This is a genomic window from Vibrio sp. AND4 (genome assembly GCF_000171815.1).
Classification (GTDB): Bacteria; Pseudomonadota; Gammaproteobacteria; order Enterobacterales; family Vibrionaceae; genus Vibrio.
This window is the reverse complement of record NZ_ABGR01000001.1, coordinates 326,874-340,885: the sequence shown is the minus strand read 5'-3', so window position 1 is coordinate 340,885 and position 14,012 is coordinate 326,874. Positions and strand designations below refer to the sequence as shown.

The 14,012-nt window shown below is 47.7% G+C and carries 13 protein-coding genes; 2 read left to right on the top strand and 11 right to left on the bottom strand.

The annotated features are described in order from the left end of the window. Positions 1-8 precede the first annotated feature (8 nt). The 11 genes from cyoD to AND4_RS01410 form a co-directional block, all read right to left on the bottom strand. Positions 9-320 (bottom strand): cytochrome o ubiquinol oxidase subunit IV, encoded by a 312-nt coding sequence (gene cyoD / locus AND4_RS01460; RefSeq protein WP_009841098.1) that lies wholly within the window; start codon positions 318-320, stop codon positions 9-11. Further along, positions 320-919 carry a cytochrome o ubiquinol oxidase subunit III gene (gene cyoC, locus AND4_RS01455; RefSeq protein ID WP_005431496.1) on the bottom strand — a complete coding sequence of 200 codons (600 nt, stop codon included), beginning with the start codon at positions 917-919 and terminating at the stop codon, positions 320-322. The genes cyoD and cyoC overlap by 1 nt, the downstream gene beginning before the upstream one ends. After that, positions 909-2,945 carry a cytochrome o ubiquinol oxidase subunit I gene (gene cyoB, locus AND4_RS01450; RefSeq protein ID WP_009841097.1) on the bottom strand — a complete coding sequence of 679 codons (2,037 nt, stop codon included), beginning with the start codon at positions 2,943-2,945 and terminating at the stop codon, positions 909-911. The genes cyoC and cyoB overlap by 11 nt, the downstream gene beginning before the upstream one ends. A gap of 5 nt (positions 2,946-2,950) precedes the next feature. Next, a complete protein-coding gene (gene cyoA, locus AND4_RS01445) occupies positions 2,951-3,832 on the bottom strand; it encodes a ubiquinol oxidase subunit II (protein WP_083796251.1) in 882 nt (293 codons plus the stop codon). 529 nt (positions 3,833-4,361) lie between these two features. After that, positions 4,362-5,120, bottom strand: a complete 759-nt coding sequence (locus AND4_RS01440; protein ID WP_009841095.1) for an SDR family oxidoreductase — start codon at positions 5,118-5,120, stop codon at positions 4,362-4,364. A 50-nt stretch (positions 5,121-5,170) separates the two neighbouring features. Further along, on the bottom strand, positions 5,171-6,076 hold the full coding sequence (mmsB, locus tag AND4_RS01435; RefSeq protein WP_009841094.1) for a 3-hydroxyisobutyrate dehydrogenase: 906 nt from the start codon (positions 6,074-6,076) through the stop codon (positions 5,171-5,173). 11 nt (positions 6,077-6,087) lie between these two features. Continuing rightward, positions 6,088-7,212, bottom strand: coding sequence for an enoyl-CoA hydratase/isomerase family protein (locus tag AND4_RS01430; RefSeq protein ID WP_009841093.1), 1,125 nt, complete (start codon positions 7,210-7,212; stop codon positions 6,088-6,090). Positions 7,213-7,220: 8 nt separating this feature from the next. Continuing rightward, on the bottom strand, positions 7,221-8,009 hold the full coding sequence (locus tag AND4_RS01425; protein WP_009841092.1) for an enoyl-CoA hydratase: 789 nt from the start codon (positions 8,007-8,009) through the stop codon (positions 7,221-7,223). A gap of 66 nt (positions 8,010-8,075) precedes the next feature. Continuing rightward, positions 8,076-9,230: an acyl-CoA dehydrogenase family protein gene (locus tag AND4_RS01420; protein ID WP_009841091.1), complete on the bottom strand. Its 1,155-nt coding sequence runs from the start codon at positions 9,228-9,230 to the stop codon at positions 8,076-8,078. A 17-nt stretch (positions 9,231-9,247) separates the two neighbouring features. Beyond that, positions 9,248-10,741: a CoA-acylating methylmalonate-semialdehyde dehydrogenase gene (locus tag AND4_RS01415; RefSeq protein ID WP_009841090.1), complete on the bottom strand. Its 1,494-nt coding sequence runs from the start codon at positions 10,739-10,741 to the stop codon at positions 9,248-9,250. Positions 10,742-10,823: 82 nt separating this feature from the next. After that, entirely contained in the window at positions 10,824-12,035 is a 1,212-nt protein-coding gene (locus AND4_RS01410) for a thiolase family protein (RefSeq protein ID WP_043991386.1), read from the bottom strand. 298 nt (positions 12,036-12,333) lie between these two features. Between AND4_RS01410 and AND4_RS01405 the strand changes: the two genes are divergently transcribed. Next, positions 12,334-12,717, top strand: coding sequence for a MerR family DNA-binding transcriptional regulator (locus AND4_RS01405; RefSeq protein WP_009841088.1), 384 nt, complete (start codon positions 12,334-12,336; stop codon positions 12,715-12,717). A 113-nt stretch (positions 12,718-12,830) separates the two neighbouring features. Beyond that, complete coding sequence (locus tag AND4_RS01400; protein WP_009841087.1) at positions 12,831-14,000, top strand: isovaleryl-CoA dehydrogenase; 1,170 nt, start codon at positions 12,831-12,833, stop codon at positions 13,998-14,000. Positions 14,001-14,012 lie beyond the last annotated feature (12 nt).

The following is a 14,012-nucleotide window of genomic DNA, read 5'->3' as shown; positions in this document are numbered from 1 at the left end:
ACCTTAGCCTACAACTTCATGTTGACGTTCATGTTGTAGATAATCCAAATCGAACCTGCGATAAGAATCAAAACCACAATGGCGGTGAACATCAGTGAAACGAAGTTCCACTGGCCTTCTGGCGTTTTCACTTCCATATGCAGGAAGTACTTAAAATGCACGAAGATCTGAACAAGTGCACAACCAAACAGCACAACATAAGTCGCGGCATCTGGCAGTACTTTCGCCCACACACAGTAGAAAGGAATCACCGTCAGGATCAGCGACGCAATGAAGCCTTTTACGTAATCAGAAGCACCGGTATCTAGATGGCTTTCCATTACATAACCCCCAGTAAGTAAACGATGGTGAATACGCAAATCCAAACGATGTCTAGAAAGTGCCAGAACAAGCTTAGACACTGGAATCGCATCGACATGTTGTCGTTCAGGCCCTTAGTTGATAGCTGGTGGTAACCCACTGCCAGCCAGATCAAACCAAAGGTCACGTGCAGACCGTGAGTACCCACCAGAGTAAAGAATGCCGACAGGAACGCACTTTCTTGCGGTCCGTAACCTTCTTCAATGAGGTGATGGAACTCATACACTTCCATACAGATAAAGCCAAGCCCAAGCAAGAAGGTGACTTTTAACCAACGTTTTAGGCCTGCGACATCTTTGCGCTTCATTGCAATCATGCCAAAGCCAAACGTGATACTACTAAACAGTAGCAACATGGTTTCTACAAATACGAACGGCAGTTCAAAGATATCTTTACCTGTTGGGCCCGCGATAGAGCCACTTTCAAGTACTGCGTAGGTTGCAAACAAGGTCGCAAACAATACACAGTCACTCATTAGGTAAACCCAGAAACCAAACAACTTGTTGCCGGCCGAGTCATGATGATGATCGTGGTCGTGAGCGGCTACATTAGCTTGCATACGTCACCTCCAGATCGTCTTTTTTCTCGTTGTCTTTCACTTCGTTTTTCTTCGCTTCTTCAAGTTGAGCTCGACGCTCCGCTTCAATCGCTTTGATTTCTTCAACTTCAACGTAGTAATCCACATCGTCGTTGTAGCTGTGTTGAATACAAGTCACGATGATGCCAACAAAACTTGCTGCTGCAAGCCACCAGATGTACCAAATCATCGCGAAACCAAACACTAATGCCCATGCAGATACGTAGATACCTGTTGGTGTGTTCTTCGGCATATGGATACGCTCGTATTCCACTTCTTTGGTTGGATCGAATTCGCCACTCTGTTTTTGGTACCAGAACCCATCTAGAACATCGCCTTTTGGTAGATGCGCGAAGTTGTAGAACGGCGGTGGTGAAGACGTCGCCCACTCGAAAGTACGACCGCCCCACGGGTCACCCGTTAGGTCACGGTTTTGCTCACGGTCACGAACACTCACGTAGATTTGAATGAACTGACAAGCCACGCCAAGCGCAATCACTGCCGTGCCTGCTGCGGCAACCGCCAACAGTGGGAAGTACTCTGGGTTAAGATCTTGGCTGAGACGACGCGTCATGCCCATAAAGCCCAGCGCATAAAGTGGTAGGAACGCCATTAGGAAACCGACAATCCAGCAAATGAATGCGCGCTTGCCCCATGCTTCATTCATGGTGAAGCCAGTTGCTTTCGGGAACCAGTAAGTGATTGCTGCGAAACAACCGAATACCACACCACCGATGATTACGTTATGGAAGTGCGCAATCAGGAACACTGAGTTGTGCAGAACAAAGTCTGCGCCCGGTACTGCCATCAGAACGCCCGTCATACCACCTACAGAGAAGGTAATAAGGAAGCCAACCGTCCACATCATTGGGGTGGTAAAGCGGATTCGGCCTTTGTACATGGTGAATAGCCAATTGAAGATCTTCACCCCGGTCGGGATAGAGATAATCATGGTGGCGATGCCGAAGAACGCATTCACATTCGCACCTGAGCCCATGGTGAAGAAGTGATGCAGCCAAACGACAAACGCCAAAATCGTAATCACGATGGTTGCCCATACTAGCGAGGTGTAACCAAACAGTTTCTTGCGTGAGAAGGTTGCGGTTACTTCAGAGAACACACCAAAGATAGGCAAGATCAAGATGTAGACTTCTGGGTGACCCCATGCCCAAATCAAGTTAACGTACATCATAACGTTGCCACCAAGATCATTGGTGAAGAAGTGCGTGCCGATGTAGCGGTCCAACGTCAGTAGCGCGATGGTTACCGTTAGGATTGGGAATGAAATAATGATCAGGATATTGGCACACAGGGATGCCCAGGTGAACACGGGCATCTTCATCATTGGCATCGACGGTGTACGCATGCGCAAGATGGTTGCAAAGAAGTTCACGCCCGTCAGCGTAGTTCCCACACCAGATATTTGCAGCGCCCATATCCAATAATCCACCCCGACTCCGGGGCTGGCTTCAATACCGGACAGCGGCGGATACGCCAACCACCCCGTGCGACCAAACTCACCCAAGCCAAGTGACATGTTGGTTAAGATCACCCCCACCACAAACAACCAAAAACTCAAGTTGTTTAAGTAAGGGAACGCCACATCTCGCGCACCAATTTGCAGCGGTACGATGATGTTCATCAAACCAATCACCAATGGCATTGCCACGAAGAAAATCATGATCACGCCGTGGGCAGTAAAGATTTGGTCGTAGTGGTGTGGTGGTAAATAACCGCTCTCACCTGCCGCAGAAAGCAGCTGCTGGCTACGCATCATGACCGCATCAGCAAAGCCACGAATCAACATCACCATTGCGACGGCGATGTACATAAAGCCTAATTTTTTGTGGTCTACTGAAGTAAACCATTCATTCCATAAGTATTGCCACTTACCCGCTTTGGTTATCGCCGTAACGACAGCCAAGCCAACAATCGCGATCATCGTTAGAGTGATGACAATAATCGGCTCGTGATAAGGGATTGATTCAAGTGTTAATCTTCCAAACATTGCGATTATCCTAGATTTTCCGGCAAACAGTTCATTGAACCCGGATGCTGGGTCACGACGTCGGTGAACAAAAATGGTGGAACGCTAGAAAACAGCTTCACCGGCTCTGCTACTGTTGGTGATGCAAGTGAGCGGAATTGCTCCCAGTCTTCAATGCGATCTGGGCTGGCTTTCACTTGTTGCACCCAGTTTAGGAATGCCGTGCGATCTTCCATTGCCGCTGCGGTGAACTTCATTTGCGAGAAGCCCTTACCGCTGTAGTTAGAAGCAAAACCTTTGTAATCACCAGTGTGATTTGCAATTAGGTTCAACTTGGTCACCATGCCCGGCATTGCGTAAATCTGTGTTCCCAAGCGTGGGATGAAGAACGCGTTCATGATGTTGTCCGAGGTCAATTTGAACTGAACCGGAACATCTTTAGGAAATGCCACGTAGTTAACCGTCGCAATGTTTTCTTCTGGGTAAATGAATAACCATTTCCAGTCGAGCGACACCACTTCGATGGTGATCGGTTTGACATCACTTTCGATTGGCTTAGATGGCTCTAACTCATGAGTAGAGCGCCAAGTGATGGCGGCGAGAATCGCAATGATGATGATTGGAATAGTCCATACCACCACTTCGATCTTGGTCGAATGTGACCAATCCGGCGCGTATTCCTCGCCTGTATTTGACTCACGGTAGCGGTAGGCAAAATAGATTGTCATAAGAATCACAGGAATCACGACAATCAGCATCAGCAAAAGAGCGGTGATGATCAGCTCTTTTTCCTGAACACCAATACTACCTTTGGGGTCAAGTAAAGCAGAGTTACACCCTGAGAGCATAAGGATGGTCACCACCAAACTTATTCTCGATAAGATGCGCGTATATCTTGAAGCTTCCATTAACTTTCTCGATGGTTAGCCAACATCAGAGCAAGCCCTGTTATTGGTTGTCTTTGTCATTAGAATATTTTTGTATTGAGCTTGTGCAGCAGTGGACTTCTCAGTGGGTGGGCATCAAGTTGTTGATGGTTAAAACCACACTAACAACGTGATTTTATTGTTACACTTTGAAATACATTGTTACATTGAGGCGCATTATGCGGAGGTGAAAAGAAAAGCTCATTAGCCACAAATGAAAACTAATGTTTCATTTGTGAAAAAACAACATTGATAAATGAATAACAACATAGATGCACACTGTTAGTCTAATAATTAATATATTCCATTACATTCAATAACTTAAAAAGAGATAGCAAGGAATGAAATCAGATGAGTGTGCTACGCTAAAATGTGGGCTACATTAGAAATCACGAATTAAGCAAAGCGTGACCAGTATCATAGTTATGAATTCACATACTATTTACATGGCATTTAATCAACTTGTGGAATAACCAATCAAGAATAATATGAACCTTGGTCAGCTTTTTATTTACATTCTTATCCCTCCATCCACTTCAAGTACTCGCCCTGTAAAATAGTCGTTTTCGAAAATATATTTAACTGCGTGAGCGATCTCGCTTGTCTCCCCCATCCTACCCACGGGTATCATCTTTTGTAATCGATCTATGGCTTCTGGTTTCATTTGCTCGGCCATGGCGGTTTTTATTACACCGGGTGCAATCGCCGCAGCACGGATACCGTATCTGGAAAGCTCCCTTGCCCATGTTGTTGCCATGGTTGCAACGGCAGCCTTCGAAGCAGAGTAATTGGTTTGTCCAATATTGCCTGCTCTCGCCACACTGGAAATATTGATAATTGCGCCTTTCGAGCCACTCTCGATCATTTTGACTGCCGCTTCTCGACCGCACAAGAAAGTGCCAGTAACATTGACGTTCATTACTAGGTTGAACTGCTCAAGCGACATCTTGGTGATCTCACCGTCTTTGGCTTTGACTAACAACCCATCGCGCAATACACCAGCATTGTTGACTAAGCCATTAAGCTGCCCAAAATCTTGCGTAATCTGATCAAAGGTACTTTCCACTTCAGATTCGTTGGTTATATCCAGCTGGTAAATCAACGCCTTAGCACTGAGCATTTGGCATTGCTGCCGGGTATTTAAAAGCCCAGTCTCGTTGACATCAAGCAAAGCTAAATCTGCTCCTGCCTGAGCTAGGCTTATCGCCATCATCTGACCAAGTCCCTGACCCGCTCCTGTGATTGCAATAACACTGTTTCTTAAATCCATTTATTTACTCCATGACTTCCATGCTTAAACGCTTGATAGGAATCTCGCTTTTAGCCCTTCTGGTTCTTATAGAATTCAAACAAGCTTGAGAAATCGAGTTCTGCATTTCCACTGGCATTATGAAAGGCATATAGATTACGCGCCAAGGACCCCATTGGGACTGAAGAGTGGGTTTGCAGTGCCGCGTCCAAACCCAAACCAAGATCTTTCAGCATGAGCTTACTCATAAAACCAGGGTTGTATTGATGACTAGCCGGTGCAGAATCCATTACCCCGGGACAGGGGTTATAAAGCTCCAGCGCCCAGTTTCGGCCCGAGCTTTGCAACATGATGTTAGACAACACTTTTGGGTCGAGTCCGTGGTCGATACCTAGATTTAGCGCTTCACAGGTTCCCGACATTAAAATACCTAACATCAGGTTGTTACAGATCTTCGCCATCTGCCCATCACCCGCTTTACCAGCATGAAACACGTTCTTACCCATATATCGCAAAATCGCATTCGCTTTGGAGAACGCTTCATCCGAACCACCAACAATAAAAGTCAGCGTGGCAGCTTTCGCACCCGCCACACCACCAGATACCGGAGAGTCAACAAACAACAAACCTTTGTTTTGTGCCTCGCTTGCTACCAGACGTGCGGAATCGGGATCAATAGTCGAGCAATCAATCAGCAGAGTATTGTTCTTCACCAAACTGAGCAGACCGGCACCACAGCGTAAATCCCCCAAATACACATCTCTAACGTGCGCTCCTGCTGGTAGCATGGTGATGACTGTTCCTGCGCCATCTACCGCTTCTGCTAATGTAGTGGCAACCACCGCGCCAAACGGTTCGAGTTGCCTGGCGGCATTATCCTCCACATCAAACACTTGAACGCGAAACCCTGATGCCAATAGGTTTTGTGCCATTGGACTGCCCATGTTGCCCAAGCCAATAAATGCAATGGTACTCATGTTGTTTCTCCTTAATGACCTAGCCCTGCAAGCGGATGTGCCTCTTCTGACCAGAGCGAGGTGAATAACGTATCGATCACACTTTCATCCACCTCGCTGACGCTGTTAAACATCCATCTCGGATTACCGTCTTTATCAACTAATCGAGAACGCACACCCTCTTCAAATTCCCCAAGCAGTGCACTGCGGACCGATAAGCTAAGCTCCAGACGAAAACAATCTGCTAATGATAAACGGTGGTACTCCTTAACTTGTCTAAAACAAATATGCGCCGTGATCGGACTGCCTGAAACAAAAGACTTCTGTGCATTTTCGAGCCATTGGGTACTGCCTTCCATCGCTTGAATACGTTGAGCAATCTGATTTAGGTTCGTACCTCTGCACGCTTGTTTAATCTGATTGACATAAGGACAAATTTCCGTGATCGGCTTGCTATCGATAACTTGGTCTTCCATCAATTGAAGCAGACCACTCACCAGCGATTTTGCATCAGCGGAATCCCATTCAACTCGTTTTAATTCCTCGAGTAACACTGGATATTGCTCTTCCAACAGCAACCACTCTGCCAAACCAATAGTGACAGCGTCACTTGAATTAACTATTGCACCAGTGAGTCCGAGAAACAAACCCACTTCTGGGTCGATTTGGCTTAAGAACCAAGTGCCACCCACATCTGGGTAAAGCCCGATATTGATCTCTGGCATCGCAAGACGAGATTTCGGTGTGACAACCCTGTGGCTGGTTCCCATGAATAGCCCCATGCCACCGCCCATCACAATGCCCTCGCCCCAGCCGATAATTGGCTTTTGATAGGTATGAATCAGATAATCGCATTCGTATTCAAGCGAGAAGTAGTTGGAGCAGAATTCCGCAGTTTCCTCTTTGGTCTTGTCGTGCATGACGTGATACATGGTTCGCACATCTCCCCCAGCACAAAAGGCTTTTTCACCCGCTCCATTGAGGATGACACAAACCAAGTCAGGGTTATCTTGCCATTCGATAAGCTGATCGTTGAGTTCTGCTAACATGTCGTAAGTCAACGCGTTCAATGAGGCCGTGTTGTCTAACGTCGCGATGCCAATTCGGTGCACACCGTCTAAGCAATCTATTTCGCTGATGGTTACTTTCCCTGCCATGCAACCTCCTATTGATTCTTCCAGTTGGGTTGGCGTTTTTCTAAGAAGGCTCGAACCCCTTCGGTTTGATCTTCGGTATCAAACAAGTCTAGGAACAATTCTCGCTCTTTAATCAAACCATGTTTGAGTGGCGCTGAGCGCATGTTTTGAATAAGCGCTTTACATGCGGTTACCGAGGAAGGCGATTGATTAGCCACCGATTCTGCAAGTTTGATGGCTTTATTAAGTGCTCCACCTTTTGACACCACTTCTTCTGCGAGTCCGAGTTCTCTTGCCTGCGCGGCTCCGACTTGTTCACCACACAATATGATGCGTTTCGCCCATCCCTCACCCACTAATGCAGTCAGGTTTTGTGTACCACCAGCACAAGGCAATAAGCCGACTTTTGCTTCCGGCAGTGCCAGCACAGCTTGTTCTTCCACCACACGAATGTCACACGCCAAGGCGACTTCTAACCCCCCTCCCATGGCGTATCCATTAATGGCAGCAATCGACACGCCCCGAAATGCCGAGAGCGTTTCAAAAGCTTCACCGAAAAGGCGTGCCATCGATAGTGCAACCGCTTTATCACCATCGGCGAACAACTTGAGGTCTGCACCCGCAGAGAAAAACTTCTCACCATTCCCCGTTAGCACTAAGGCGTATACGTCTTTGTTATCGTTTAATGCCAGCACCAATTCTTTCAATGCCGTTAAGCTTTCTGACGTCCAAGTATTGGCGGGGGGATTGTTCATGGTCACCACCGCTACATGATTGTTGATGGTGTGTTGGATCGCTTGTTGTTGTGCTAATGACATATCTTTGAGTCCTTTCTCGATGAAAATGACTTGGCCCTGTTAATAAACGAATTTGTGTGGGCACATTTATAGCAATGAAGATTCTTCTGCGAGCAATCGACGCGCGATGATCAAGCGCATAATCTCGTTGGTGCCTTCCAAGATTTGGTGCACTCGAACATCTCGGAAGTGGCGCTCCAAAGGGTATTCTTTGATGTAGCCATAGCCACCGTAAAGTTGCAGTGCTTGGTCACAGACTTGAAAGCCGACATCGGTTGCAAAGCGTTTTGCCATCGCACAATAAGTCGTGGCATCTGGGTCACCTCGGTCTAACTTGCTTGCAGCGTAACGCACCAGTTGGCGAGCAGCGACCAGCTCGGTTGCCATGTCTGCCAGCTTGAATTGCAAGGCTTGGAATTGGGCTAATGATTTACCGAACTGGTTACGCTCTTGCATATACTGCGCCGCTTGATTTAACGCTTGTTGAGCCGTACCGACAGAGCAGGTAGCAATGTTGATGCGCCCGCCATCCAAACCTTTCATGGCAAACACAAATCCTTGCCCTTCTTCTCCGAGCAAATGTGACGCAGCGATAGAAACATTGTCGAAAGTTACCGCGCGTGTCGGCTGACTGTTCCAGCCCATTTTCGGCTCTTTACGTCCGTAGCTAATCCCGTCTGCATCGGCCGGGACAACAAATGCAGATACGCCTTTCGCACCCGCATCGCCGGTTCTCGCCATTACGACTAAAACGTCAGTCTCGCCCGCGCCAGATATAAAAGTTTTGCCGCCATTGAGTATGTAGTTGTCGCCTTGCCTAGTCGCAGAAGTCGTCAGCGAGGCCGCGTCAGAACCCGCGTTGGGCTCAGTCAAACAGTAGGACCCGAGAAATTCACCCGTAATCAGTTTAGGACAAAACGCATCTTTTACTTCATCGGTCGCAAAGCTCGCTACCATCCAAGTCACCATGTTATGAATGGTCATAAATGCGGTGGTCGACGTGCACCCCATGGAGAGATGCTCAAAGATGATAGATGCATCCAAACGGCTTAAGCCCAAACCGCCTTGCTGTTCAGGAGTGTAAAGGCTTAAGAAACCGAGCTCTCCCGCCTCTTTTAAAACGTCCTTTGGAAAGATTTGTTTCTCGTCCCATTCCGCCGCCATTGGCGCTAAACGCTCTGCAGCAAACTGCTGAGCAGTGTCGACAAACATACGTTGTTCTTCATTGAGTTCAAAATCCATATGAGCTCCTTACTTCGTTAGCGCAGGTTAATGGTGAGGTTTGGGCCGGATAGGATATCGTCATCAAACCAACGAGCCGTCACGGTTTTGGTTTCGGTGTAGAAGCGCACCGCTTGTTTGCCGTAGGCGTGTAAATCACCGTAAAAGCTGCCGCGCCACCCCGTAAAAGAGAAAAATGGTAAAGGCACCGGGATAGGAACGTTAACGCCGACTTGTCCAACTTGAATCTCATGTTGATACTTTCTCGCCGCCGCACCACTCGCAGTAAAAATAGAGGTACCGTTTCCGTATGGATTGCGATTCACGAGCTCAATCGCTTCTGGTAAAGTATCGACCTCAATACAGACCAAAACTGGGCCGAAGATTTCTTGGGTGTAAATCGACATCTCGGTGGTGACGCCGCTGAACAAGGTTGGACCGACCCAGTTACCTTCTGGGAAGCCTTCCACTTCACATTGTCTACCATCAAGTTCACATACCGCCCCTTGTTGTTTGCCTTCTTCAATCAAACCGATCACACGCTGTTTTGCTTGTGCACTGATCAAAGGACCATACGCGGCATTCTCATCATCCCAAGCACCCGGATGCACTTTCGCCATTTCTTGCTTTAAATCGGCAATCCATTCTTTCGAACTGCCTACAAACACAGCGACGGATATCGCCATACAACGTTGCCCTGCTGCACCAACTGAAGAACCAACTAGGTTATTCACCACTTGGTTTTTGTTTGCATCTGGCATGATCACCATGTGATTTTTCGCCCCAGCAAAGGCTTGAACACGTTTGAAGTTTTGCGTGGCTGTGGTGTAGATGTACTGTGCTACGGGGACAGAGCCCACAAAAGAAACCGCTTGAATATCGGGGTGTTTCAATAGAAAATCGACCTGCTCTTTTCGACCGTGCACAATTTGCAAAACGCCTTTCGGTGCGCCAGCCTCTTCAAACAGCTCAGCCAAACGAATGGACGTCAGCGGTACTTGTTCGGATGGCTTAAGAACAAAAGTATTCCCGCTCGCAATCGCAATTGGGAACATCCAGAGAGGGATCATGGCGGGGAAGTTAAATGGTGTGATACCACAACACACGCCAAGCGGCTGAATGAGCGAGTAGCTATCGATATCTGTCGCAACATTCTCAACGGTTTCCCCCATCATATTGCTGGCAATATTGGCGGCTTGTTCGACAACTTCAATACCACGCCAAACATCCCCTTTCGCATCGATGAAGATCTTACCCGTTTCGTGAGAAAGCAGCGTCGCCAATTCATCGTGATGTTCTTTGAGCAGATGCTGGTAGCGCAGCATTAAGCGCGCACGTTCAGACACAGCGACGTCTTTCCAACAGTCAAAGGTGGCTTTTGCACTTTCAATTGCCGCCTTCATCTCTTGATTCGTGGCACATGGTAAGCGTGCAATCACATCCTTGGTGGCTGGGTTTGTTACGTCTAGCCAATCTGTCGCTAGAGATTCACGAAACTCACCGTTAATAAATAAGGGAACCGTGCGCATCATAATCGAGTCCTTCTTAACGTAATTTAAAGGGGTATTAATTTGTGCCAGCAATAAGAAAAAACAGTAACCGCTCTAGAATCTTCTAAAGTGGAATTTCGATACCAATAGCAGTGGCCTCACCACCCCCGATACAAAGTGACGCAATACCCCGCATCACTTTTTTGTTGTTCTTATCACCGTCGACACCGAGCAATTGCAGTTGGCGTAAGCTGTGAATTAGAGTGACTAGAATACGCGCGCCACTTGCGCCAATCGGATGACCAAGTGCGCATGCGCCGCCTTTGATGTTGACTTTATCTGTATCAATGCCCAACTGACGCACCGCGATTTGCGTCACAACGGCAAAGGCTTCGTTGATCTCCCAAAGGTCGACTTCGTCTATCGACCAATCGAGTTGAGATAACAGCTGTTCTATTGCGAATACGGGGGCAAGGGTGAATTCAGCGGGCTTTCTGGCGTGGGTGGAATGTCCTTTGATCACGGCTATGGGCAACAAGCCGCGATGCTGCGCAGCTTGTGAGTCCATCAATACCAAAGCCGCAGCGCCGTCGGATATTGCACTAGAATTCGCAGCGGTTACCGAGCCATTGTCATCGAACGCAGGTCTAAGTTGAGCGATCTTATCAAGCTTAATCGAACGAGGATGCTCATCGTAATCCAAAGTAGAGACGCTATGACGAGTCGTAATTTCTATTGGCGAGATTTCGTCATCAAACAAGCGTTGGTTCTGTGCTTCCAGCGCTCTTGTCGCGGATAAGGTCGCCCATTCATCCATTTGCTCCCGAGTAAACGCTAAGCGGTCGGCAACCTGCTGGGCATACACTCCCATCAAATGCCCTTCATACGCGTCTTGCAAGCCATCAAGAAACATATGATCGTGGGTGGTTTGATGCCCCATCCGCATGCCGTTGCGCGATCCTTTTAGTAGATACGGTGCGTTGGTCATGCTTTCCATTCCACCAGCCACGGCACTGCGGATACTGCCTGCTTTGATGAGGTCGTATGCCAGCATGACGCTCTTCATGCCCGACCCACACACTTTATTGATGGTGGTGCAGCCTATGTCATGAGGGAGGCCAGCACCCAGCGCCGCTTGTCTTGCTGGCGCTTGACCGCACCCCGCAGGCAATACGCAGCCCATGTAGACTTCATCGACTTGGTTAATTCTGCTGGCATCCATTGCTGCTTTGATCGCAAATGCCCCTAATTGAGGCGCTGAATACCCTTGCAATTGACCTTGAAAGCGCCCTATTGGCGTGCGCTTTGCACTGACAATCCAGATGTCGTTACCCATGATTTCGTCCTTTTGACGATAGCTCACAGCTTTGCAAATCACCCTTCTCACCAGCTACCACGAAGCTTTTACATAACGTGTGTTTTCACTCCAGCCTTTCATGAAGTCATGAATTTTCGCACTGTGATTTCTTGACGTTTACGTAAGCATAGCACTAACATTTACGTAAACGTAAACACACAAACAAATAACAATATAATTTTTTCTCCTGCTTTTTGCGAAGACCTTATTCAGGCCTTTTCAACAGAAGCTTAGCCGGACTTTAAGAAGCCAAAAATTTTCCAAGAGGGGCAAGCGAGTGGATATATACAAGATTAGTGATCTCGCCAAGGAGTTCGACATCACGACCCGAAGCATTCGTTTTTACGAAGATGTTGGGCTAATCGAGCCTGAACGGAGAGGCAACATTCGTGTTTATCAGCGCAGAGACAAGACTCGTCTCAAGTTGATTTTACGTGGCAAGCGCTTGGGTTTTTCGCTCGCTGAAATTCGAGAATTGTTTGAGCTTTACGACACTCATCAAAGCGATGGGCAATTACTGAAAATGCTGACCATCATCGATGAAAAACAAGCGCATTTACAACAGCAACTCGATGACATTAGCGTTGTAATGAAGGAATTGGAAACCGCTAAAGAACGATGTAAACAATCATTGAACAATAAAACGGTTAACAGCCAATAATGACAAACCAAAAGAAGTATTCAGCTATAAAAAACAATAAATTTCAAGCTCAAGCAGTGTAACTCGAACCTCATCAGTATTGATAACGACAGTACTTTCAACAGGGAGATGTTATGAAAAGCAGCTATACCCCACTCAACTTTGGGCTTGGAGAAACCATCGATATGCTTCGATACCACGTTAACGCGTTTGCGAGCGAGCATATTGCCCCTATCGCCGCAAATATCGACCGCGATAACCAATTCCCTAATCACTTATGGACTAAGCTCGGAGACATGGGCCTACTCGGCGTGACCGTCGACGAAGCAAATGGAGGTTCAGGTATGGGCTATCTTGCTCACGTTGTCGCGATGGAGGAAATCAGTCGAGCTTCGGCGTCCGTCGCGCTCAGTTACGGCGCGCATTCGAACCTTTGTGTGAACCAAATCTTTCGTAATGGCTCTCCTGTCCAACGTGAAAAGTACCTGCCCAAATTGATCGATGGTTCTCATGTTGGCGCACTCGCCATGAGTGAACCAAATTCAGGTTCCGACGTGGTCAGCATGCAGCTTCGCGCCGAAGACAAAGGCGACCACTTTTTAATGAACGGCAGTAAAATGTGGATCACTAACGGGCCCGATGCCGATACCATAGTGGTTTACGCGAAAACAAACCCAGAGGGCGGTTCTCATGGCATTAGCGCCTTCATCATTGAGCGAACATTTGATGGTTTTAGCCATGCGCAGAAACTCGACAAACTTGGCATGCGCGGCTCCAATACCTGCGAATTGGTGTTCAAAAATTGCCTAGTACCAAAAGAGAATCTCTTGGGAGAGTTAAACCGAGGCGTTGAAGTACTGATGAGCGGGTTGGATTATGAGCGCGTAGTATTAGCTGCAGGGCCCCTTGGTATCATGCAAGCGTGTCTGGACGAGGTCGTTCCATATGTTCATGACCGCAAACAGTTCGGCAAATCTATCGGTGAATTCCAATTGGTACAGGGAAAACTCGCCGATATGTACTCACGTATGAACGCTGCTAAAGCCTATGTTTATGCCGTCGCTGCCGCATGTGACCGAGGTGAATGCATGCGCAAAGACGCCGCTGGCGTGATCCTTTACAGCGCCGAACTTGCCACACAAATGTCGCTCGATGCCATACAAATCCTAGGCGGCAATGGCTACATCAACGAATACGCGACCGGGCGATTACTGCGCGACGCCAAACTGTATGAAATTGGCGCTGGCACCTCTGAAATTCGCCGCATGCTGATTGGGCGAGAGCTGTTCGAAGAATCTCGCTAACTCACTGACAAG